General features: G+C 43.7%; 16 protein-coding genes and 1 pseudogene. 9 read left to right on the top strand and 8 right to left on the bottom strand.

Annotated elements, in window-relative coordinates; all coding sequences use genetic code 11:
• Window positions 1-128: 128 nt before the first annotated feature.
• The 3 genes from P1X15_RS04045 to P1X15_RS04055 are packed head-to-tail and all read right to left on the bottom strand — an operon-like array spanning window position 129 to window position 6,565.
• Window positions 129-3,677 (bottom strand): nitrate reductase, encoded by a 3,549-nt coding sequence (locus P1X15_RS04045; protein WP_277336847.1) that lies wholly within the window; start codon window positions 3,675-3,677, stop codon window positions 129-131.
• 23 nt (window positions 3,678-3,700) lie between these two features.
• Window positions 3,701-4,996, bottom strand: a complete 1,296-nt coding sequence (locus P1X15_RS04050; protein WP_277336848.1) for an MFS transporter — start codon at window positions 4,994-4,996, stop codon at window positions 3,701-3,703.
• Between the two features lie 33 nt (window positions 4,997-5,029).
• Window positions 5,030-6,565 (bottom strand): alginate export family protein, encoded by a 1,536-nt coding sequence (locus tag P1X15_RS04055; RefSeq protein ID WP_277336849.1) that lies wholly within the window; start codon window positions 6,563-6,565, stop codon window positions 5,030-5,032.
• Between the two features lie 509 nt (window positions 6,566-7,074).
• Here P1X15_RS04055 and P1X15_RS04060 point away from each other — a divergent pair.
• On the top strand, window positions 7,075-8,349 hold the full coding sequence (locus P1X15_RS04060; protein WP_277336850.1) for an anthranilate phosphoribosyltransferase: 1,275 nt from the start codon (window positions 7,075-7,077) through the stop codon (window positions 8,347-8,349).
• A gap of 49 nt (window positions 8,350-8,398) precedes the next feature.
• Here the strand turns inward: P1X15_RS04060 and mnmA are convergent, their stop codons facing one another.
• A complete protein-coding gene (gene mnmA / locus P1X15_RS04065) occupies window positions 8,399-9,502 on the bottom strand; it encodes a tRNA 2-thiouridine(34) synthase MnmA (protein ID WP_277336851.1) in 1,104 nt (367 codons plus the stop codon).
• A gap of 245 nt (window positions 9,503-9,747) precedes the next feature.
• On the opposite strand from mnmA, the gene P1X15_RS04070 reads away from it, so the two are divergent.
• Window positions 9,748-10,968: a site-specific integrase gene (locus P1X15_RS04070; protein ID WP_277336852.1), complete on the top strand. Its 1,221-nt coding sequence runs from the start codon at window positions 9,748-9,750 to the stop codon at window positions 10,966-10,968.
• Between the two features lie 489 nt (window positions 10,969-11,457).
• Here the strand turns inward: P1X15_RS04070 and P1X15_RS04075 are convergent, their stop codons facing one another.
• Both P1X15_RS04075 and P1X15_RS32555 read right to left on the bottom strand, forming a co-directional pair.
• Window positions 11,458-11,961 (bottom strand): IS3 family transposase, encoded by a 504-nt coding sequence (locus P1X15_RS04075; RefSeq protein WP_277336899.1) that lies wholly within the window; start codon window positions 11,959-11,961, stop codon window positions 11,458-11,460.
• Window positions 11,962-11,971: 10 nt separating this feature from the next.
• Window positions 11,972-12,130: pseudogene (locus tag P1X15_RS32555) on the bottom strand (hypothetical protein); the annotation flags it as partial.
• Window positions 12,131-12,311: 181 nt separating this feature from the next.
• Between P1X15_RS32555 and P1X15_RS04080 the strand changes: the two are divergent.
• Both P1X15_RS04080 and P1X15_RS04085 read left to right on the top strand, forming a co-directional pair.
• Window positions 12,312-12,581: a helix-turn-helix domain-containing protein gene (locus P1X15_RS04080; protein WP_277336853.1), complete on the top strand. Its 270-nt coding sequence runs from the start codon at window positions 12,312-12,314 to the stop codon at window positions 12,579-12,581.
• A gap of 2 nt (window positions 12,582-12,583) precedes the next feature.
• The gene (locus P1X15_RS04085; RefSeq protein WP_277336854.1) at window positions 12,584-12,856 is read left to right on the top strand and encodes a hypothetical protein; all 273 of its coding nucleotides are present in this window, start codon (window positions 12,584-12,586) and stop codon (window positions 12,854-12,856) included.
• On the opposite strand, the gene P1X15_RS04090 is transcribed toward P1X15_RS04085, so the two are convergent.
• Complete coding sequence (locus P1X15_RS04090) at window positions 12,853-13,632, bottom strand: hypothetical protein (RefSeq protein ID WP_277336855.1); 780 nt, start codon at window positions 13,630-13,632, stop codon at window positions 12,853-12,855. The genes P1X15_RS04085 and P1X15_RS04090 overlap by 4 nt on opposite strands.
• 48 nt (window positions 13,633-13,680) lie before the next feature.
• On the opposite strand from P1X15_RS04090, the gene P1X15_RS04095 reads away from it, so the two are divergent.
• The 5 genes from P1X15_RS04095 (at window position 13,681) to P1X15_RS04115 (ending at window position 20,101) form a co-directional block, all read left to right on the top strand.
• Entirely contained in the window at window positions 13,681-14,361 is a 681-nt protein-coding gene (locus tag P1X15_RS04095) for a hypothetical protein (RefSeq protein ID WP_277336856.1), read from the top strand.
• Window positions 14,362-14,443: 82 nt separating this feature from the next.
• Window positions 14,444-15,961 (top strand): type IV secretory system conjugative DNA transfer family protein, encoded by a 1,518-nt coding sequence (locus P1X15_RS04100; RefSeq protein ID WP_277336857.1) that lies wholly within the window; start codon window positions 14,444-14,446, stop codon window positions 15,959-15,961.
• A gap of 39 nt (window positions 15,962-16,000) precedes the next feature.
• Window positions 16,001-16,765: a hypothetical protein gene (locus P1X15_RS04105; protein WP_277336858.1), complete on the top strand. Its 765-nt coding sequence runs from the start codon at window positions 16,001-16,003 to the stop codon at window positions 16,763-16,765.
• A gap of 182 nt (window positions 16,766-16,947) precedes the next feature.
• A complete protein-coding gene (mobF, locus tag P1X15_RS04110; protein WP_277336859.1) occupies window positions 16,948-19,713 on the top strand; it encodes a MobF family relaxase in 2,766 nt (921 codons plus the stop codon).
• Window positions 19,697-20,101, top strand: coding sequence for a hypothetical protein (locus P1X15_RS04115; protein WP_277336860.1), 405 nt, complete (start codon window positions 19,697-19,699; stop codon window positions 20,099-20,101). The genes mobF and P1X15_RS04115 overlap by 17 nt, the downstream gene beginning before the upstream one ends.
• Before the next feature lie 244 nt (window positions 20,102-20,345).
• Here the strand turns inward: P1X15_RS04115 and P1X15_RS04120 are convergent, their stop codons facing one another.
• Entirely contained in the window at window positions 20,346-22,907 is a 2,562-nt protein-coding gene (locus P1X15_RS04120) for an SIR2 family protein (protein ID WP_277336861.1), read from the bottom strand.
• Window positions 22,908-23,499: the final 592 nt, after the last annotated feature.

A 23,499-nucleotide genomic window follows, 5' to 3' on the forward strand; every position in this document is an offset into this window, starting at 1 on the left:
CGTTTTGGGCAATTATCTCAAAACTTTTTTGCGGATTTGAAAGTTCGGACAAGGCACACTTTATTTTCAAGTATTGGGCAGTGGGCTACTCACCGCTGGGCAAGTAGTGCATTGTGGCGTTTGTAAACTTAACGAATAAGTTGGTTTTCGACTGGCCAGGTTTTAGCATTTTCTAATATCATTTTGATTTCGGGTTTACAGCTACCACAGCCTGTACCTGCTCCGGTTTGTTGGCATAGGGAGGGCAAATCGCTACAACCGGCTCTAATAGCATCTTGTAAATTCCCCTCTCCGATGTTGTTGCAGGAGCATATTACTTTTCCTTTGACTGGTGTCGTGCTTTGACCACTTCGAAGTAGTTTAAGACGTTTTTCGGATAATTCGGTTTTTTGTTGAATCAAAGATTTGAATTCCACAAACTCGGACTTATCTCCTACGAGTATAGCCCCTACTAGGCGGTCGTTATAAATAATACACTTTTTATAATACCTTTTTGTTCTATCCATAAAAATCACTTCTTCATAGTTGGTACTTGCTCCATTGACTGGAATCTCGGTGATTCCTAAAGAACATAAATCTAACCCGTCTATTTTCAAAATGTTCATAGAGATAGTGGGTCGGTAGTAGCTTTGGATATCGCCACTGAGATAGGCACAGAGAGCTTCGGCTTGTTGCTCTGCGGCGGCAGTAATGCCAAATTGCTGCCCTTCAAATTCGGCTACTTCACCCACCGCAAAAATAAAAGGGTCAGAAGTTTGGAGATAGGCATTGACGACGATACCCCGCTGAACTTCCAAACCCACTTGACGAGCTATTTCTAGGTTTGGAGTCGTGCCCATGGTAAATATTACGGCATCGCAAGTGAGGATTTGACCAGAAGTAAGGCGAAGTCCAGTTGCTTTTTTTTGGGTTTCGATGATATACTTTACTTCGTCATTATAATAAATATCAATACCACGGTCTCGAAGTTCCTCGTGCAAAAGAGTACTTGCTGTAGAATCTAATTGGCGATTCATAAGGCGAGAAGCGCGATGAATTACCGTGACACGTTGAGAGCGCTGTCGTAAAGAAGCTGCTAATTCTAAGCCTAACAACCCTCCTCCCACAATCACCACGTTTTTGGTAGAGGGCTTGCTATATTTTTCTTCAATGGCTAAGTATTGCATTAGTTTATCAGCGTCTTGGCGAGTTCTCATCGTAAATACCCCCTCTAGTTTTGTATCTAAATCACGAGGAGTAGACGCGCGACTTCCCGTAGCAATGATGAGGCGGTCGTAATGATGCATTTGGCCCCTTGAATCATAAACTACCTTGTGAGTTCGGTCAATCTTCCCAATACTTATGCCTTCGTGCAAGTGAATCAAGGCGCGTTCATCATCTTGCATTTTGAGAAGTTTTTCCCATTTCATAGCCCCACTGACATAATCGGGGAGCATTACGCGGTTGTAGAAGGCGAAGGTCTCTTTGCTAAACACGTGGATTTCGTCGGTAAGATTCCATTGTCGATGAGTAGTGACAAACTTATAGGCGGCTGCCCCTGCCCCTATCACAATGATACGTTCTTTAGGCTTTCTGAATTTTTTTACTTCAACGGCAGCATATTTAAAGTCTGGCTCCTTGGAGAAAGGATCTAATAAATCGCTGGTTAGGTTGTTGGCACGAGCCGCACTCTGATGAAGAATCTTGCCCCAGTGCATGGGCAGGAAAACTACGCCTGGCCGAATATCGTCCGTGATTTTGGCCGGGACTTGCACTTTGCCGCGTGTATTTTCAATGATTACTATTTGACCTTCTTTGATGCCTCTTTCTACGGCGTCTTGAGGGTTTATTTCGAGTACAGCTTTAGGGATATGCTGGGTAAGCTTGTTGACTTTACCCGTTTTGGTCATGGTGTGCCATTGGTCGCGTAGGCGCCCAGTGGTAAGAATCAAAGGGAAGTCGTCACTCAACGCTTCGGATTGATTTTCATCAGGTACGGTTTTGATTTGGGCTTTGCGAGAAGGAGTAAAAAACTGATGGTCCGCAAAAAGCCGAGCAGTTCCACTAGAATCACGACTAGGAACTGGCCATTGAAGCGTGCCTTGTGTACGTAGGCGCTCGTGCGACACCCCGCTGATGTCGATGTGCGTACCTTGGGTAAGGCGAACGTGCTCGTCGTAGATTTCTGCTACATTTTGGTAGTTAAAAGCGTCACCAAATCCCATTTTATGGGCAAATTTGACAATAATTTCACTGTCGGGGAGTGCTTCTCCTACAGGCTCGCTAAATTGGGATAAGTAAGAAATACGACGTTCGGAATTGGTCATAGTGCCAGTTTTTTCGCCCCAAGCTGCCGCAGGGAGTACTAGGTCGGCATAGGCTAGGGTATCCGAACGATTAGAGATATCTTGGACAATCACAAATTTGGCCGCTTTCAAAGCTTCTTCTACCAAATGCACATTGGGTAAACTTACGAGCGGATTAGTACACATAATCCAAATAGCTTTCATTCGCCCGTCTTTGAGTGCTTCAAACATTTCGGTAGCTGTAAATCCGGGCTTAGGATTGAGTGACGGAACACCCCAAAAATCAGCCACTTCTTGTCGGTGGGTAGGGTCGGCCAAATTGCGATGTGCTGGTAGAAGATTGGATAGCCCACCTACTTCTCTTCCACCCATTGCGTTGGGTTGGCCTGTCAAGGAGAACGGCCCCGACCCTGCCTTACCGATATGCCCCGTAATCAAATGGAGATTGAGCAAAGCTAGATTTTTGTTGACCCCAATGACACTCTGATTGAACCCCATAGCCCACATAGAAATAAATCCTTTGGATTTGCCAATGTACTCTACCGCTTGGTGAATATCATGCAGGCTGATGCCGCAGATTTTGGCCGCCTCTCGCATGTCGCGTTGGGCTACTTGAACTCGGTAAGAATCAAAACCTTCGGTGTGATTTCTGATGAATTGTTCATCAATGTATCCCCTCGAAATCAGTCCCTTGGCGAGAGCGTTGAGCAATACCACATCCGTGCCAGGTTTGATTTGAAGGTGAAGGTCGGCCATACGGGCAGTATCAGTACGGCGGGGGTCTATCACCACAAATTTAACACGCGGATTGGCCGCTTTATGGGCTTCCATCCGACGAAATACAATAGGATGATTCCAAGCGGGATTGGAGCCAGCAATCAAAAAACAGTCAGCAAGTTCGATGTCTTCATAACTACACGGCACAGAGTCTTCCCCTAGCGCCATTTTGTATCCTACCACCGCCGACGACATACAGAGGCGAGAGTTGGTATCAATGTTGTTGGAGCCTATAAAACCTTTGATAAGTTTATTGACCACGTAGTATTCTTCGGTGAGGCATTGCCCTGAGGCATAAAATCCTACGGAATCGGGGCCGTATTTCTCAATAAATGTCTTAAATACAGCTGCTGCTCGTTCTAGTGCCGTATCCCAGCTGACGCGTTGGGGTGGTGATTGTCGATTGCGGCGCATTTGGGGATACAGCAGTCGATCGGAAGTATCCATCACAGTATAATGCAAATTCCTTCCTTTTGAACAAAGCATTCCTTGGCTTGAAGGGTGGCTAGGGTCGCCTTCTACGGAGATATTGCCGTTGCGACTTTTCTGAACCACTACCCCGCAGCCTACGCCACAGTAGCAACAAGTGGTTTTGTATGAGGTTGTTTCGTTCATAATTTCCCGTTTGAAAAAAATACTTAGGCTGCCTGTAATTCTGTTTCGGTTTGTTTGAGGGTAACAGTTTTACCAAAATTTACTAAAAACAATAGCACCCCCGTAATAGCCACTATGCCTCCGATATACATGAAGGCTTGTCCATAAGAAATAGATTGAGATTTAAACAAAAAGCCCATGAGCATTCCACCTACATTTCCGCCAGCTCCTACTACGCCCGAAATTACACCTACGGCTTTGGGATTAATGAAGGGTACAATGGCGTAAGTACCACCGTTGGCCATTTTCAGAAACATCGCAAACGTAAGCATAGATAAAATAGCGAGGGTCAAATTGCCTGCTTGGGCAAACAACAAGATGCCAATACCTTCCAGCAACAGCATAGAAGCAAGCAAAATCCCTTTACCCCTCATTCCAAATTTTTGTCCTACTTTGTCGGCAACAATACCACCTACGGCACGGGCAAAAATATTCATAAACCCAAATAGCATTGCCCAAAACCCTGCCTCGGTTTCTTCCATGTGGAAGTTGTCGAAAAAATAAAGCGCTGCTACGCCGTCAAAGGTGATTTCCATTCCAAAGCAGCAAGCATAGGCAATGGCCAACGCCCAAACCCGAATGTCAGAGCAAGCTTTCCAAAAAGAAACGGTTGATTGAGAGGTATTTGTGTGGTTAATTTCGTCGTAGTTTCCGGCAGGAGTATCTTTGGTATATTTCCAGTAGACCCAAGCCATAAGAAGCATCATAAGACCCGGCACAATCATCGCCAGCCGCCAAGCATCTGCTTTTACAAAACCAAATCCCATAATAGTAGCCATAATGAGAGGCATAGCAAGCTGCGTAATACCGCCGCCTAGATTTCCCCAACCTCCTGCAACGGCATTGGCTGTACCTTTGATAGTAGGCGCAAACATCATAGAAGTATGAAACTGCGTAATCACAAACGAAGCGCCAATCACGCCAATCGCCAAACGAAACAATAAAAATGAAGTATAATCTTTGGCCAAGCCCACGAGCATGACGGGCAAAGCACCCACTATCAAAAGAGCAGTATAAGTTTTGCGAGGCCCCCAAGTATCACATAATTTACCGATAATGAGCCGTGCGAAAATCGTAGCTGATACCGCCGCAATGATAGTATTGCCGACTTGAGGTTTGGTAAGTCCTAAATCGGCTCGAATGGCAGGCATTAAGGGTGCTATTCCAAACCAACCAAAAAAACACACAAAGAAAGTAAGCCACGTGATGTGGAAAGTGCGCATCTGAATGCCACTAAAACTAAAAATATTGAGCTGAGAAAGAGGTTTATTAGAAGTCATGGGATTTCAGTAGTTTAAAGATTTTGGGAAAGATTACTTTGCAGCTTTGGTCGTAAGGAAATCGGGGCGTATGTTGAGCATGATATAAGCCCAATGAGCACGGCGTTTGGTTTGGCCAATAGTACCTAGTTTGGCGTATTCGAGACTATCTGAGCCTTTGAGGAAAGAATACCCTACTTCAAGGTTCGTAAATTTGTTGAGGCTATAATTCATGATACAGTCCACTTCATTGCCTAGTTGGCGGTTTAGTTTTCCCGCCGAAGCATCTAGCCCATTTTTCATATCGTTGGCTAAAGCAAAGTGGTGAAAGTCCAATGTGAAATATAAATTCGGATTGGCTGTATATTTGGTTTTGAGGAAAGCATTGGCCAATCCACCTGCTGCCGAGCCCGTACCTACATAAAAATAATCCATGTATCCCCAATGCTTGTGTGGAGTACCATAGAGCGGGTCGAAGCGGTGGTCTTTGCCGTCGGGAGTAAGGGTATTGCTGCCCGAAAGCAATTCATAGCCTGGTCCTATAGAAAGCCGTCCTTGTTGAATTGATACGTTGGCACCATAATGAAAAGCACTCAATGCCTGACCGTCACGGTTTTTGCCTTGTTGTAAATAACCAAAGGCTTGCCAAGTAATTTTACCTAGTTTTTTGGCGAGCGGATTGAGTAGCCCAGTGAGCATGGCACCATAAGTAAAGCGGCTATGGACACCATTTACATCGTATCGGCGGCCATAAACTAGGCCATTGGAAGCATTACCGATACTATCTATTCTATACTTTTGAAAATCATCTTTGAAGAAAAGCCCCGCAAATTTTGTAGTTCCGAATTTTCGGCTCAGATACACCATCTGCATTGATTTAAACATTTGATTTTGTCCATTGGTACTGAGAGGAGAGGTTAGGAGAGGAGCCCCTCCTTTAGAAGTAGTAGGAATAAAATCACTAGGAAGGCTGATATAGTCACCTTTAGAATTGGCGATAGTGGTGGGAGTATTGGCAGCTACATAAAAAGTGCCCGTACGTCCAAAAGCATCGCTATTTTGATTAAAAGCAGCTCCAATATCTATTTGCCAGCCTTTCTTTTGGGCTTTGAGCAAAGCCATATCAAAACGACGCCCTTGCTGGAGCCAATCCAAATTCCCAAGCAATCGTACATCATCGTAGATCAACTCTTGCCGTCCTATTTTGAGCGATAAGCGCTCAAAGGCCTTGGTTTTGAAGGAGGTATCGTTTGCGTTGGCCAGTATGATTTCGGCCCAAGCCTCGTGTAAAAACAATTTTGAGCCGTCGGAGTTGTTGATCGAAGAGGCATCTTGCCCCCATACCCTTACATCGCGGATATTGACTCCGAAGGTGAGTCGATCCCACCGATATCCAAAATTCAAGCTTGTTCGTTGGGAAGTAAATGTCGCTGCTTTAGCACCCAATTTGGCGAGGTTTCCGAGGCCGTCTCTTACCTCTGTACGGGTTCTTACTTGCCCTTGCAGGCTCATTTGAGCCTGCGCCGATTTGACTAGTAAGAATGTGAAAAGAAGTATCGTATACGATTGTACGTATAACAATTTTTTCATAAGTTTGTAAGGTTTTAAGTTAATCCCTAATTTAAGACTTCACAATACCCCGCCAGAACCGCCATTCTGCGGGGTTTTCTTTTTCCTTCCTAATAGGCGTCCGCCAACGCTATTGGAAGTTTACGTAAGAGCTACCAGAGTATATAAGGTGGGTGATTTTTATTTCTTGAAAAAATACTATTTATATAGAGTATTGATGGTTTTGAGGGGATTTTTTAAAATGAGTTAATTAAAAAATATAGTTTTTCAAAACAAGGTTGTAGAAAAAGTTTATATATTTACTATTGTACTTGTCAAAATAAAATTCTTATGTGTAGGTTGCTTAAAAATTTTACTTAAAAGTATGTTATAAATGTATATTTGCAAAATTTTGGTTGATAAATTCGCGTAAACAATCAAATATTCTTCATATTTTATAAATATTTCTTTGAAATAGAACTATTTTAGGTTTAAAAAATGTGTAAATGATTAATTTTAGTTTTTGAAAACTAAGTAATTTTTAAGTAATTGTGACTACTATCGATTTCGCTATAAAATACAATTTAGATACTCCCCTAGCTAGAGGAATCAAGCAGGTGGGTATAGGAAAGCATGGAAGCAAACCCCTCGCGCCAGAGCTTGTGGAAGAGTGTTTGCGAGAGCTAATCCAAGGGCATTGTCATCCTTTACAAAAAGGGGCCTTCTTTGGGGCATTGATGATGAAAGGCCCTACCGATGCAGAGCTGAAACTAGAAACCTATATAGGAAGGCATGCCTTTTCGAATCCTGTATTTTTTTTAAATAAACTTTGCCCTGATTTGCCCCAAAATATGTTTCCGATTGGTGTGAAATTACTAAGTGGAAAATCACTACAAGTATCTGAAGCGCATCAACTAGGCGATTTTTTATTGTCTGATGAACCTTGCGAAACTTTTAAAGGAATGGCAGTGAGTATTCTTCGAGTACGCTATGAAACCAACGACGAATACGAAGGACTGCATGAGGCAGTCATGAGTACTTATACGCCCGGTTTTCAGCGCCGTGTCAAAACCAAGTTCCCGATTATTCAATTGGCCGAACCCTTCGATGGTGTGGAGCATTCCTACATGATTACGCCTTTGCTGGCGTATTTTTTTCAGGAACGTAACTATAACGCAGTGACAGCACTAGGGCGCTCTTCAGGTCCTAAATATAAATTTAACTCCCACGATTTGTATCTTTATTTAGGAAGTTGGCTTCTGGCCGACAACCACGAATTATTGGAGATGAATCCTACGTTTGGGTGGGTCTTGGACCAAAAATCGCTTTCGCCTGCCCTTGACCAATGGGTAGAGCGCCGCCGAACTACGTTGAAAAGACCGTTTTTGGCCACGCTCGAAAAAGTGCTTAATCCCTGTGGTGCTCGTATTTTGGTCACGTCAGTATTTCATATTACCTATCAGATGAAGATGGCTGAGCTGGCACTTATGGCAGGTTTTGACGGCGTAATGGTGCTCAAACGAGGCTTAGAAGGGAGTTTGGCTCCTTCTACCTCCAAAGCAAGCGGTCTGCTGTGTGCGGTACGGAATGCCAACAATCATCTGTTTTTTACGCGATTGGAGCATGATTTTCCCGCTTTTGCAGCTTATCGTACGGAGACTGATGACGAAATCGAAAACCCTACCGCCGAAATCAATGCGACTTTGATTAGAAAATACCTTCATAATGGGCGTACCGACTATCATGATTTTGACAATAGAGTAGGGTATGCCAAGGCTTTATATATGAGAGGGTTGGACTGGATTGAGAGTCAAATAGGCTACTGAAATAAGAGGCTGTCGGCGCTTAGAGCGCCAACAGCGTTAGAAATACTATTTATTGACGAAAGCTTTTGCTAATCCATCCGCCACCTACTACATCATCGCCTTCATAAAAGACCGCAGCTTGTCCTGGCGCAATCGCACTTACAGATTCTTGAAAAAGAACCTTGATACGGTCATCAGCTTCTTGAACGATAGTGGCAGGGGCACCTTCGTGTTTGTACCTTACTTTGGTGATGGTATCCAAAGAGGCATCAATACGAGCGTATTTCTGAAGATTGAGCTTTGAGACGTACATACCATCTCGTTCGAGGTCTTTGTCGCGCCCGAGTACTACTTCGTTGGTATCTTTGCGGATTTCGGTCACAAACACTGGATAGCCGAGGGCGATGCCAAGCCCTTTGCGTTGACCAATCGTATAAAAAGGATAACCTTCATGTTTTCCTACGACGGTTCCGTCTTGTAACACATAATTGCCCCCCGCTACTTGGCTTTCAAGTTCGGGCAAGCGGCGTTTGAGAAAGCCACGGTAATCATTGTCGGGAACAAAACAAATCTCGTAACTTTCTGATTTGTTGACCAAATCCATAAAACCACGTTCTTTGGCCATTTCGCGGATTTCGGCTTTTCTCAAGTGCCCTAGGGGTAGTTTGGTACGGGCCAAGCTTTCTTGAGATACTCCCCAAAGTACGTAGCTTTGGTCTTTCCAAGTATCAATTCCTTTGGATACCACATAGCGACCGTTTTCTTGTCGTACGTGGGCGTAGTGGCCGGTGGCAATATATTCACAATCTAAGCGGTCGGCGCGGCGAAGCAGTGCATCCCATTTGATATGAGTGTTGCAAAGTACACAAGGATTAGGGGTGCGGCCTTCGAGATATTCACCCGTAAAATGATCAATGACATAGTCACCAAATTCGTTACGAATATCCAAAATGTAATGAGGAAAACCCAACTCGACGGCCACCGTGCGGGCATCGTTGATAGAGTCGAGAGAGCAGCAACCTGTTTCTTTTTTGGAGCCGCCGCTACTGGCATAGTCCCAAGTTTTCATGGTCATGCCAATGACTTCATAGCCTTGTTCGTGGAGGAGGACAGAAGCGAGAGAACTGTCGATGCCGCCACTCATGGCGACTAAAATGCGTCCGTGTTTGCTCATAATTGTATCTGACCGAGGTTCAAAGCCTCGCGATGTTTGGTTTGATATGTATTGATTTGTATTAATATTTGCTGATTATCAGCGCTTTGTGTTTTTAATAAAATCAGGATAAAACAAGGAAAACCAAGATTTGTTGTACCTATGTTGTACCAATTTTTTTTTATCTTTGTAATAGATTACAGTTGAGTGTTAGTATGGGCTAACAATTTTTTTTTAAAATCAATTCACTCTATCCTGATAATTTTATGGCCTCCTCTCTGAAAGCTGTCTTGCGAAAAAAAACTAATCAGGACGGCACGTTTCCTTTGGCAATTCGCGTAACCGTGGATCGGAAGTCCTCTTACATCTATTTAGGTCAGCATTTAAAAACCTCTGACTGGGATGCTGTAGGGCAGAAAGTCCGTAAAATTCACCCTAATTCGGCAAGAATTAATAATCTTATTCTCCAAAAAAAAGCAGAGATTAATGAGAAGTTGCTGGAAATCTCTTCACAGCATAAAGAGGTGTCTTCTCAAATTGTTCGTAAACAAGTTAAATCAAAAAGCGGCGCGTCGTTTTTTGACCAAGCTGCTACATTTGTGGAGACCTTACGCAAACAAGGAAAGTACAATCGCGTAAGTACTGAACAACCTAGAATTAATCGATTTCATGAGTTTCTGAAAGGGAAGGATATTGCCTTTGCTGACATTACTGTGCCTTTGATTACAAGATTTAAAGCTTACTTGAAAGGAACTCGTCAGGTAGGAGAGCGAACAATAATGAATCATCTTATCACGATTCGAACTATTTATAATCAAGGGATAGCCGAAGGGCTGGTAGAAGTAAAACATTATCCGTTTGGAAAAGGGAAAATCAAGATTAAATTGCCCGATTCAATAAAAATAGGATTGAATATTGAAGAAGTGAAATTATTAGAAGAGGTAGGTTTGTCCCAAAACTCACGCTTGGAACATGCAAGGAATCTATGGTTGTTGTCCTTCTATTTTGCTGGAATGCGAGTCTCTGATGTTTTGAGATTAAAATGGACCGATTTTCAAAACGACCGTCTGCATTATAAGATGGGGAAGAATGAAAAAACAGGCTCGCTAAAAGTTTCTGATAAGGTACGCACTATTCTTAACCAGTACCCTAAAAATGGAAGGCATGATTTGATTTTTCCTGAGTTACAAGTGTTAGAGAATTTAAAAGATACGTATGAAGTGCAAAAGAAAATAGCAAATGCTATTCGTCGATTAGATAATCATTTACACCAAGTGGCTAAATTGGCAGGGATTCATAAGACGCTAACCATGCATATAGCGCGTCATACCTTTGGTAACATTTCAGGCGACAAGATACCTATTCAATTGTTACAGAAGTTATATCGTCATACATCGGTTACGACGACCATTGGTTATCAAAGCAATTTTATCCACAAAGATGCCGATGACGCTTTGGATGCTGTTCTAAACAATAGAGGTGATTAAGGGTGAAGTTGCAGATTTATTATATGTGTATGCATCAATTTTTATTATTTCAAACAAATTATGAATAGGGGCGTCGTTTCATTGGATACGCACCGACGGAAGAAAGACGGCACTTGCCCGATCATTATGCGTTTAGGGCATAATGAGAAAACCACCTCCATTCCTGTTGGCATCAGCATTGAGCAAAAGGATTGAGATGAGAAAAAACGCCTCATTAGAAATTCCTACAAAGGTACAGGCTCAGTGGCCAGGCTTAATAACCAGATTCAAAAAACGAAAGCGGATGAGATGGATATTATTCGAATCGAGATAGTTCTTCAAACCTTATCGTCACTGAAAAACAAGTAAACCCTACGACATCAAGATTACACCACCGCTTGAAAAAATATTGGGGCATTTCATACAACAGAATACTGACTCTAAATTTATATTCCCAATCCTGAAAAGAAATACCCCGGCTCTTCGTGAAAGGGATATTTGGAGTGGTCCTCACTTGACGGACACTTTACTTTGCAGATTTAGTAATAGATTTTGGTTAAATATTTCTTCAAATTTCTCCGGACTTTGGTAACCTAAAGATGAGTGTCTCCGCTTACGATTATAATAGACTTCAATATACTCAAATACCTCTGTTTTAGCATCTTCCAAACTATCAAAAGCCCCCTTTTCTAGCATTTCGCGCTTGATAGTGGCCCAAATTGATTCCGCGTAAGCATTTTCATAAACAGATTTTTTGCCTGCCATACTTTGTTTAAAAAAGTGTTTGTCAACGAGTTGTTTGAATTTAGCTCCAAAATACTGACCACCTCTGTCAGAATGGACCGTAAGCTCTGAGGGCGGTCTGTGACGATCTATTCCATTTTTCAGTGCTATCGTCACCAGTTCCTGCGTCATACTTACATCCAGGTGCCACCCTACAATTCTGCGTGTGTACAAGTCCATCCATGCCGCCAAATAAGTCCATTTTCCGTCTTTGAGAGGGATGTACGTTATATCGGATAACTTGCTCTGAAATTTGTTGAGTCTGAGCTAACGGAACAATATCTACACCAAAGTAACGGCTTTGCTTATATGAGAATACAACAATATCTTTGTTTGGTAACTCTTCCTTTTCAAATCCGTAAGATTGGTAAATTTTAATTAAATCATCTACGTTGATCATTTATATATATTTATAAATTTAGCTATTCAAAATCAGCACCACATAGTTAGCAATTTGTCAAAATAAATAGTTATAACAAAACTATTCGAAATTATTATAATTACTTTGTGTATGAATGAGATGGGGCTCTTGAGCCAAACACATATAACTTTTTGCTTATACAACCAATTCGCTTTATTTCATGCAAGTCATCTGCCTAGAAGAAGCCGCCTTCTACACCTTGATCGAGCAGGTAGTGGCCCGTTTGAAAGAAACTCACGGCGAAGAGAAAGAAAAGTGGATTTCGGACGAACAGGCCATGCAATTGCTCAATATCAAATCCAAAACCACCCTGCAAAAACTGCGGGATGAAGGAAAAATACGCTTTTCTCAACCCCAAAAGAAAATCATCCTCTACGACCGCGATTCCATTGAGGCTTATTTACAACAACACGCCCGTAACACCTTTTAATCATGGAAGAACAAAACACCTCCGTTCCGCCCGAGTACCAAAAACGTTTTAATGAAGGCTATACCATCGCCAAGTACATGCCCGAACTGGCCCGGCAGCTCACTGCGGCGATGAAAGACAAAGAACCCAACGGTTTTCAGGACGGACAGCGTCAGTTTTTAAGCGAACAGCCCAAAGATAAACGCCCGGCCTGGCTCACTGGCAACCGTCCCGCCAAAGCCGAACCGCAGCCCGACAAAAACAAAGACCGCGACATTGAACCCGAACTTGACTAATCTTTGTCGGGTGATTTATCTTCCTTGGTTTTGGTAGGACTAGGTTTCTCCGCCGATTTTTCCAACGCTTTGGTGTAGCTCAGCGACTGCGAAAACCGCTCCGACATCGACATCGTCGGTTGCGCTCTGGCCTCTTCTTTCCCCGACGTTGGAGGTTGTTCCGCTGCTTTCTCCGCCCCGCGCTCTTTCACGGCGGCTATTTGCCGCTGCATAAATTCCTGCGAGTTATTCAGTTCTTTTTCCGTTTTGGCCGCATCCCTATTAATTTCTTCGGGAGATTTGGGATCTCTCGGGGGACCTTCCCTAAAATTCTTCATCTGAGCTCGCATGTAGTCCTGGGAGGTATTGATATCCTTTTCCGACTTCCCCAAACGTTCCAACTCTTTTTCGCCCTTGCCTTCAAAGACATTGGGGTGCAGTTTATCCATCACCGTCTGACGTATCTGTTTCGCCGTTTCGGGATCGGTCTCCATCACCTGCAGTTGCAGCTCAATTCGTTCATTGATACCGGTTTCAATCTGGGTTTTCTCCGCCTCCAACTTCCCCATTGTGAAGTCTTTATTGCCCGCAGGCCGCCCTGTGACAAAACCAGGAGGCGCATACTTGAGGCTATGTTTGGGGGGCTTGGAAGCCTCTTTCGACAAGGCTTCGAGTTGTTTGTCAATTTCTTGCCGACGTTCCAAGCCCTGTTTCATCAGGTCATCTAGGTATTCATAACCTTCTGGAAAGGCAGATTTCTGCTTTTTATCTTTGTCGTCATCATCTTTGCCGCTCATAACTTTCGGGGTTTAGGACTTGATTTTCGGGGGAATTATGCTAACCTAATGAATCTTTTACTTTACCGGGGGAATGTTATGGATTGGCGACAACAGACCATTGAAAACGTCTTTGGCGGCGACGAAAAACGCTTTGAGAACGCCTACCAAACCGCCGTCACCGAAGCCATCAGCGAGGCCGTGGCTTGGAAAGACCTGGCCCTCAACGCCACCCTACTGCCCCATTTAGAAGACGCCACCCACCAACTCATCGAACAGCGCTTGGGCTATGTGCCTCACCCTTCCGTAAGTCTGCCCTACGCGCCTTACCTGCGGGCACTGCTGCAAAGCTATCATCAGGGAACGCTGTCTCAGAATGCCTTCAAGCATGAGGCCGAAGAACACATCAAACTCATCCGCAATGCTGACATGGTTCATTACTCTTCTGCCGAACCAGCCCCGCACTTTCAACAAAGTTATCAAAAAATGTTCGGAATATATGGCTCCCAAGCCAAAGACCGTTTGACCCGTTTTTTGGGCTATGAACCGCTGTTGGAACATTCCCTGATGGCCGAATTGTGGTTGTTCGACCTGATGACCAGGGACACCATTCGGCTGCCCGAAGCACGCACCGCCGTGGACTTTAAAGCCCTGACGATCATTCGTTACCGCGAAATATTACTCGGTCAAGGAAAAGCTGCCGCCGATGCGTCCCCTCTTCTAGGCCCCTTTCGACCACTTGATAACTAATTCACCCCTTTTTTTACTCAATCCTTGGTAAACAGGCTCAAAAGCATAGTTTTGAATAGCCATTTTATGCCCCTTACCAACGATGCCAGCCTTCGATTTAGATCAGCCCTTGATTGAGTTAGCCTCTCAAACCGAACGGGGATATTGGACCATTCGCCACGCCGTCGAAGGCGTCCAAATCTTCGGGGGGATTGGTTCGGGCAAAACCTCCGGTTCGGGCCGCATGCTGGCCCTCAAGTATTTGGCCAGTGGTTTCGGAGGCTTGGTCTTGACCGTCAAACCCGATGAAAAACAGGCGTGGCAAGAATACTGCCAACTGACGGGACGCGAGCGGGATCTGATCATTCTGGAACCGGGTGGTCCCCACCGTTTTAACTTCCTGCAATACGAATCTCGGCAGGCCAAAAGTGCGCTGACCGAAAACATTGTCGAAGTCCTCAAAACCGTCATCCGCGCGGGGGAGGAAAAGGACAGCGGTAAAAGTGACGATGCCTTCTGGGAAACGGCCTTGGACATGCTGATCTTTAACGTCATCGACCTGTGCCAACTGGCCTACGGGCATATCTCCGTGCAACAGATGTACGACATCGTGCAGACCATTCCCAAAAGCCATGAACAATTGCAAAATTCTCCTCAGGAGGGAGAAGTCAAAGCCTTTCAAAAAGCGTTTGAAGCCGCCCGTAAGCGCGTTACCGAAAACATGGATGCGTGGTTTAATGCGTTGCCGGCGGCTCAACAAACCATTTTGCAAAACGAAGCTGCTTTTGAAGCCGAACTGCTCCACGCCCTTCCCCAAGCCCGCTTGCTCAAATTTCTCGACCAGTTTTTCTTCGACAGCTTTATTAATCTGTCCGAGAAAACCCGTTCGATCATTGATTTTACCTTTGCAGGCTTTCTGTTTCGTTTGCTGCGCGAACCCGTTTATTCGCTCTTTTGTCGGGGTGACTCCACCGTCACCCCCGAAGACTGCCTGAACGGCAAAATCATCCTGCTCAACTTGCCCGTCAAGGTTTATCACAAAGTCGGCAGGGATTGCCAAATCCTCTTCAAGTACATTTGGCAAAGAGCCATGGAAAAACGGCCGGTCAACCCCCAAGCCCGTCCCTTGTTTTTGTGGGCCGATGAAGCCCAAAACTTCCTGCACGAACACGATGCCGACTACCAAGCCACCGCCCGCAGTAGTCGCATTGCAACGGTCTATATTTCCCAGAACTTGCCCAACTACTACGCCTGCATGGGTGGGCAAAAAGCCGAATTTCGGGTCAAAAGTTTTTTGGGTACGCTGGGCACGAAAATCTTTCACGCCAACGCCGACATCGAAACCAACAAATATGCCTCCGAGCTTTTCGGAGAGGCCTACTTTGAGGAGGAGTCCCACAGCGTGACGGTTTCCCAAAACTTTGGACAAACCAAGTCCAAATCGCTCAAGCTCGAACGCATGGTACGGCCCGAAGAGTTCGTCCGTCTCCGAACGGGCGGACCGCTGAATAACTTTCGCGTGGAAGGTTATTTACACCGACAGGGAGATGCGCTGCTTCGGGGACTCAATCACACCAAAATGCTCTTTAACCAGCACTACCAACCTTCCCCCACTCGCTGACTTTTTCTTCTTTGTTTTCATTTTAACCTTTACTAACGCATGAAAAAGAACCTGTATTACCGAACCGTTTTTAAACGCAGCAGTATGCTGCAAGACGGGGTCTTGACGTTATTTTTAGCCTTTTGTTCATGGCCTCGCCTGATGATTGAAGTATTTACCCGCAAAAATTTGGGCGAAAGGTATTTCTCCTTCTCTACCGCAATGCTCATTGCCACCGTCTTGGCGCTGTTCCCTTTTGTTTATTTTGAAATACTGAGCCGTTTTCGAGGAGCCGCTGATTTTTTCCTCTTTGCCACTTTCTTTACTACTTGGTACCTATACCTGGCTGCTTTTATCTACATGTGCCTGCAACGACGCCAAGAGATTAAACAGCTGCCATCGGTGTATGACTTGGGACGTTTCAGCCTATCCACGGGACAAATCCGTCCCGAAATTCGCAACCTATCCCTCAGTGATACGCCGGTGGATTTGAGAACCGTTGAAACCTTGGTTGAACCTGGGGTATCTGCCGTGATTGGTTTGCTGTTGTGGGCGGCGACTCAGCCTATCGGTTTGATTATTTTAATTGCAAGTATTTTTTATGCGCTCAGTTACATGGCTGCCTACCGACAAGGAGACCACTTTGTCATGGACAAAATCGACGAAATGATTTGTAACGAAGAACTCGTCAACGCCTTCGTGGAAGGCCGCGACAGTAGCGAAACCCGAGGGGTCAGTTTCTACGGACGGCGGCCCGCCGACCCCGATACTAGACGTAAATTGGTGGATACTTTTATCGACGATGATACGGTCGAAGCCCTGTAAAAATACCAACTAAAAATCTCCTAAGCTGTGCTTAGGGAAGATGTCTGATGAAAAAAGTTTAATCGACCCGTCTCACTCCCTCTGCACTGCTTGGGCACTGCTCAGCTTACTTGTGATGTACCCGCGCTAACCAAACGCAAAAGCACCCCCGATACTCCCCAAAATCTTGTACCCTTGCCGTCATGATCCGCATGATTCAAAGCAGCAGCGCCGCCCACGCCAAAGCCTATTTTTCCCAAGCCCTCGCCAAGGCTGATTACTACCTCAACGACCAAGAGCTTCAGGGACGCATTCACGGAAAATTGGCCGAGCGGTTGAGCGTCAACGGAAAGGCCACCAAACAGGCCTTCTTTGCCCTGTGCGAGAACACCCACCCCCTCACGGGTGAGCCGCTGACGGCCCGTACCAAAGACGAACGCACGACGGGCTACGACATCAACTTCCACTGCCCCAAATCGGTCTCCATTCTTCATGCCCTCTCAAAAGACGACCACTTGTTGGAGGCCTTTCGGCAGAGTGTACACGCGACCATGCTCGACATCGAAGCCGACGCTAAAACCAGGGTGCGTAAAAACAATACCTACGATGACCGTCCCACGGGAGAGTTGGTCTGGGCGGACTTTATCCACCAAACCGCCCGACCCGTGGAAGGACATGCCCCCGACCCGCACCTGCACGCCCACTGTTTTGTTTTTAATGCCACTTGGGATGCCCAGGAACAATCGTATAAAGCCGCCCAGTTCCGCGACATCAAACGCGACATGCCCTACTACCAAGCCCGCTTTCACAAACGGCTCTCTGACCGCTTGATCGACTTGGGCTACGAAATTCGACGAACGGAAAAATCCTTTGAAGTGCAAGGCGTACCGCCGCGCGTCATTGACCTATTCTCCAAACGCACCGATGAGATTGGACGCGTGGCTCAGGAAAAAGGCATCACCGATGCGAAGGAACTCGACGGCTTGGGGGCACGGACCCGATCTAAAAAAGAAAAAGGGCTTTCCATGACTGAATTGAAAACGGACTGGAAACGTCAAATCCATTCCTTAGACCCCCGTGAACAAGAGGAAGGGGCACGGGTAGTTCGCTACCCATCAGGGGACAAACGACCTATCAAAGACAAAGGACTTGACCCGCAGCAGTGCTTGGATCACGCCCTGCAACATGGTTTTGAACGCGCCTCGGTCCTGCCAGACCGTCGTTTGTTGGAAACCGCCTACCGCCAAGGCATTGGCCATGCGTCGGTTTCCTTGGCGCAGATTACCGATTGTTTCCAAGCGGACCAGCGGCTGATTCACGTCCAAGAAGCCGGACAAACCCTGTGCACCACCCGAGAGGTGCTGGCTCAAGAGCAGCGCATGGTGCAACTCGCAAGGGAGGGGCAGGGAAAACTTCGCCCCCTCTACTCCCAGCCACCCCCGCTAGGCCTCAGCGGTCAACAGGCCGACGCCGTCCGTCACCTGCTGACGACCACCAACCGCGTTTCTATCATTCGCGGGGCGGCGGGGTCGGGAAAAACCACCCTGATGCAAGAGGCCGTCAAACACCTAGAAGCGGCGGGTAAAAAAGTAACCGTGGTGGCTCCCACCGCCCAAGCTTCGCGGGGGGTATTGAAAGACGAAGGCTTTGACCAAGCCGACACGGTGGCCAAACTGCTGGTGGACAAAGAAAGGCAAAACCAGCTCACGGGACAATTGCTGTGGGTGGATGAAGCCGGCCTGCTCGGCACTCAAGACATGAGTGCCCTGCTGGAGCTAGCCTCCCAAAAGAACGCCCGCTTGATTTTGGGCGGGGATACCCGCCAACACGCCGCCGTCGTGCGCGGGGATGCCTTGCGGATTCTCAACACGGTAGGCGGCATCCAATCGGCGGAGGTCAGTAAAATTTACCGGCAGCGGAATGAAAACTACCGTTCGGCGGTGGAGGATTTGGCGCGGGGAGAAGTCAAGCATGCGTTTGCAACATTGGATGCCATGGGGGTTATTCATCAGGTGGATGCCTTAAACCCTCACGAGCAACTGGTCCAGGATTATACCGCTGCCCTCAAAGCAGGTAAATCGGCTTTGGTGGTCTCACCCACTCACCAGCAGGGGGAAGAGCTTACCCAAGCCATTCGGCAAAAACTGCGAGCCGCCAAGCAGTTAGGTAAAAAAGAAATCACCCTTCCCCGTTTGGCAAACCTGAATTTGACCGAGGCCCAAAAAAGCGATTGGCGTAACCTAAGAGAGGGCATGCACGTACAATTCAACCAAAATGGACCGGGTTTCAAACGCGGCAGTGTCTGGACGGTCGAAAGCAGCAGTGAGAAAGGCGTTCGACTCAAAGACGAAAACCAAGCGACAATCTTACTACCGCTAGATCGCAGCAAAGATTTTGAACTCTACCAACAAAGCCAGCTTCCCCTCTCCAAGGGAGATTGGGTGCGGCTGACGCGCAACGGCTTTGACCAACAAAAGAAGCGGCTCAACAATGGCGAATTGTTACAGGTAAGGTCGGTGAGCAAAAAAGGGGAATTGGTCTTACAAAACCGGTTGAGTAAAACCAAATTCCGTTTGGGGCAAGACTACGGACATTTGGCTCATGCTTATTGCATTACCTCGCATGCTTCGCAGGGTAAAACCGTCGATGAGGTCTTTATTTTTCAACCAGCGGCGACCTTTCCCGCCACGGACGCCAAGCAGTTTTACGTGTCGGTTTCCAGAGGACGCGACGGGGTGCATATTTACACCGATCACAAAGAGGAACTGATGCAATATGCTCAGCGGCTGGGGAACCGAACTTCGGCACTGGAGTTGGTCCGTAAAAAGAACCGCACGCACGAGCTGGCGGAACAACAGTTGAGAAATCAGCGTACTCAATTACCTACCATTACTAAAAACAAGGGGCAAGCAAAAGACAAACCCTCGCCTCACAAATCCAAAGACCGATTCTATGAACCCGAACTTTAAGCTGCGTTTTGACCAGATGAAAGAAAGCAACCCAGCAGAGAATTCCAATGAAAAGCAAATGCTTGCTCCCACCAATGAGTATTCTTTGGCTCGTCCACTGAACCTATGTTTGAGGTGGCCCGAGGGCAAATGCTTTTTTTTGAATTACGCTTACTTGGTAGCGGGGGAATTTACGACTGGCGGAGAACAAAACGAGATTACGCTCTACTTCAGCGACTACACGGTGAGGTTAAAAGGCTACGAATTAGAACCTATGTTTTTAGGGTTATTAGACCATTTACTTTCACAAGTAGAACTCACCGAAGCACGTTACCTTACGACACAGAATCAGGATACGGGAGTGCCCATCGTCACCGAGATTGAGGTGGAAGTGGTGGAGAAATCTTAATTTCATAGATTTCCTGTTTTCTCAATCTCCGTTATTTTCCAGCATCTGTCCGCAAAAATTTATTTACTAGATGATTCAATAGCTATCCAAGTCGGGTGTTTGCTCAAGAAGTTGAAAAAAAGAACTATTTTTAACAGGGCAAGTAGTAGTAGTCATGATTTTGTAGTGTTGCAACCACAAAAGTAGTACTAACTAACTACTTGACCATTTTTATAAGAAACCCCTGTGATTAGTACAAAGTATACTAATTATCTTTTTTCTTCTCTAAAAACAAAATTTGAAGTACAAGAGGTTCAAGCATTCCTGCTACTAAATCCACTGCATAACGTTGAAAATAATCTTGTTTCTCAGTGCAACGCTTTTCTTTTGGCTTTCCGTCAATTATGTAATGGTTATCAGCAGATATATAGCCCAAAAGATGATAAGGAACTCCATCATTATTTCTCTTAACAATTGGTCCTACAATCCATTTGCCATCTACGTCTTTTTTTAGCTTTTCCGTATTGGGGTCTTCTTGACCAAGCATAGTTCTGTGCTGATGAATAGCATATGGATTAACTCTGAAACGCCTCTCAGTATATTGACAATAAATTTCTTTAGAAGGTGTAGTTTCATCTTTAAACTCATTTTCTACATTGTTTTCTTTTGAATAAGAGTAATAACATTTAAACTGTTCTTTATCTCCATCCCGAATCCATAACCTTACGCGTCCTAAATTGCAATGTAATTCAGTTAATCCTTGTAAGAAGAACTTCAATAGTGAATCTATTTTAATTAATGCATCTTCTTTGGTCAATTTTTCTTCTATTTTTTGAGAATGCATTTTTTTTAAAAAATTCCAATTAGTCAAATTTTCATACTTCAACTTATTATTAATATTATCAATAAACTTTTCTGCGTTTTCAAATACAATCTCATAGTTGGGGTCATAGTTCGAGTTTGATATAAGATGGGCCATTTTTGAAATAGATATTCGAGCTTTTTTAAATGGCATTTTCTTCCTAGACCATGCTATCAAAATAAATGACGTATATTTACCTACACGTACAGGAGTACCATATATAGACCCTTCAATATTGAAATTATCAACTCCGAGCTCTGCAATTCGTCCCTTTTTAACTCCATCTTTGACATCATCAAAATAGATTTCTTCATTTGAATGCAGAATATGTGTTGCCAAACTTAGATCGCCAAATTCATAAAAAAACTCTTTCTTTTGTTTACTTGGCACTTTACGTTTATCAAAATATGGAACTAGTCGCCCTGTACGATTGTCTATTTTATAAAACAAATATGATAGTTCAAATTCGGAAAGTTGAAAGGATGTATCTAACAACTCTTGAAAACGCTGAGTATTGTATTCAAAGTTAACTTCAGTAAGACTATTAAGTCGAAGTTCAAATTTTCTAAATAAAGCCGACAATAATAATGAAACATCCCTAAATGTATTTAAATGACCTTCTGTAAAAGCATCTGTAACATTGGATTCTGCTAACAAAATTCCAATGCAATTTCCATCTGAAAAAAGATGGGTAATTAAGACACTTTTTTCATCATCATATTTTTCTTTAAAAATTTCTTCAAGAGTTTCATTTTTCACTTTTTCCATTTCGTTTTGTTCTGAAGACCTATAAATGTCATCCATATTCTTGGTATTAGGCAAATAAACTGTTTGCTGCTTGCCATACCCTATTGAGTAAAAGTCTTTAATCATAGTGCGTAGCTCTTTTGGTTTATAAGTAGCAAACTTAACTCCTATTAAAGATTTTTCCCCATCTACAAATAAGTATTCAAGCCCTGGCAACTCTCTACTATCAATGAAGATTACCGATGTTTTATCTGCTGCTAATGCTTTTCGTAATTCTACTAAACGTTGTTTAACCAATTTGTTAAAAATAAAAACATCGGCGTTCATAGAAGATACTTCTTCGTTACTATAACTTATACTTGATACATTTCCAGATAAATGTCTTAAAAAAGAGATAATATTTTGGGTTGTTACTTCAGTCCTGTCTTTATCTGTTTGTATCTCAATAACTCTAATACCTAAAAAAGTATCTAAATATTTTTTAAAAGATTCATCAAGTTCAATATCAAGTAAAATAGCATAATGTGGCCCAAAATCTTTTCCATAAATCAAACGACCTTCTTCCAAAACGTTTAAAAGATCAGGATCTCTCAAAGAGCTTCCTATGAATAGAAAAGTATTCAGAGCTAGGAAATTTAACAATTGCGAATTAAGACTTTGATTGCGAATAGAATTTTTATAATTTTCTTTATCTATTATGTGTGATGATTTAATGGAGCTATCACCATGTATTTTTAAAATTCCAAAGTCACCATTTTTGACATGAGCAAAAAAATCACTTATTTCTGACCAATTAAATACTTTTACGTAAGATCCAGGGTTACTGTATGCTTTTTCTAATAAATCATCAAAATTTGAAGTTATTGCAAAAGTAAAAGGTATTTTAATCAGCTCTTTATGTAATGAAGATGGCTCCTTTCTTTGAAATATATCCTTTATTGATTTTGATAGTTCTTTATTGGTCTCAATATTTATCAACTCTGCAGCTAAAATCAAATCTCCACTTTTTATTATTTTTTTTGCTATTTTGAATTCAGCGTTAGGGTATTTTTTTTCATAATCTTTTAGAATTTTTTCCAAAAACGTTTTCCAGTCGTCATATCCTGCACTAATAGAAACTCCTGCTCCTACATACACTGCCGCTTTTTTATTTTTGATAGCTTGAATAAGTGGCTCAATGTTTTCAATTTTTACCTTGACTTTATCTAACTTATGCATGATTTGTAAAGATTTGTTTGTTAAATAAAAGTAAGCTATTCGTATGAAATACGTTTTTGTTTCAAATATTAGTTTAATAATTGTTAATACAAAATGACTTTATTGTATGGATACCAAATAAGGGCAAAATACAATAGATTGCAATATATATAACCGCAAATAGGACTAAATTATCTAAAACAACTTACCTTAACTGGAAAAAGCCTCGTTTTTTAGAACTATGCCTTGTAAAATCTCTATTTTATCCGCACCATGCACAAAGCCATATCAAATAGTAAATATTACAAGATATAACGTATATATTAAAGAGTTACCACTAAAAATACATACAATCAACAAGCGAATGAGCCTAATAGTAAACAAATTCACTTGATTCGACTCTGGAAAATTAAAAAAATACAATAAAAACGCCAAAAAATTTCAAAAAAAATTATCCAATGAACGATTCCTTTATAAAACAAAGGTGCTCTGCTGTATGATTCGCCTAATATGGAGTTTTACTAAGAAGAAATCTTTAAATCTAGTGTTTTACTTGCCAAAATAGCTTTTTTGGATAACTGTGACGAAGTTCAAATTTTAATCTTTCTGCCAG

The sequence above is a fragment of the Runella sp. MFBS21 genome (assembly GCF_029433105.1).
GTDB lineage: Bacteria > Bacteroidota > Bacteroidia > Cytophagales > Spirosomataceae > Runella.

Bases quoted from the DNA above. Each gene is read 5' to 3' on its own strand.
- P1X15_RS04080 (WP_277336853.1), top strand. From the start codon at position 12,312: ATGCAAGTCATCTGCCTAGAAGAAGCCGCCTTCTACACCTTGATCGAG.
- mobF (WP_277336859.1), top strand. From the start codon at position 16,948: ATGATCCGCATGATTCAAAGCAGCAGCGCCGCCCACGCCAAAGCCTAT.
- mnmA (WP_277336851.1), bottom strand. From the start codon at position 9,502: ATGAGCAAACACGGACGCATTTTAGTCGCCATGAGTGGCGGCATCGAC.
- P1X15_RS04090 (WP_277336855.1), bottom strand. From the start codon at position 13,632: ATGAGCGGCAAAGATGATGACGACAAAGATAAAAAGCAGAAATCTGCC.
- P1X15_RS04070 (WP_277336852.1), top strand. From the start codon at position 9,748: ATGGCCTCCTCTCTGAAAGCTGTCTTGCGAAAAAAAACTAATCAGGAC.
- P1X15_RS04100 (WP_277336857.1), top strand. From the start codon at position 14,444: ATGCCAGCCTTCGATTTAGATCAGCCCTTGATTGAGTTAGCCTCTCAA.
- P1X15_RS04095 (WP_277336856.1), top strand. From the start codon at position 13,681: ATGAATCTTTTACTTTACCGGGGGAATGTTATGGATTGGCGACAACAG.
- P1X15_RS04115 (WP_277336860.1), top strand. From the start codon at position 19,697: ATGAACCCGAACTTTAAGCTGCGTTTTGACCAGATGAAAGAAAGCAAC.
- P1X15_RS04055 (WP_277336849.1), bottom strand. From the start codon at position 6,565: ATGAAAAAATTGTTATACGTACAATCGTATACGATACTTCTTTTCACA.
- P1X15_RS04045 (WP_277336847.1), bottom strand. From the start codon at position 3,677: ATGAACGAAACAACCTCATACAAAACCACTTGTTGCTACTGTGGCGTA.
- P1X15_RS04085 (WP_277336854.1), top strand. From the start codon at position 12,584: ATGGAAGAACAAAACACCTCCGTTCCGCCCGAGTACCAAAAACGTTTT.
- P1X15_RS04105 (WP_277336858.1), top strand. From the start codon at position 16,001: ATGAAAAAGAACCTGTATTACCGAACCGTTTTTAAACGCAGCAGTATG.
- P1X15_RS04050 (WP_277336848.1), bottom strand. From the start codon at position 4,996: ATGACTTCTAATAAACCTCTTTCTCAGCTCAATATTTTTAGTTTTAGT.
- P1X15_RS04120 (WP_277336861.1), bottom strand. From the start codon at position 22,907: ATGCATAAGTTAGATAAAGTCAAGGTAAAAATTGAAAACATTGAGCCA.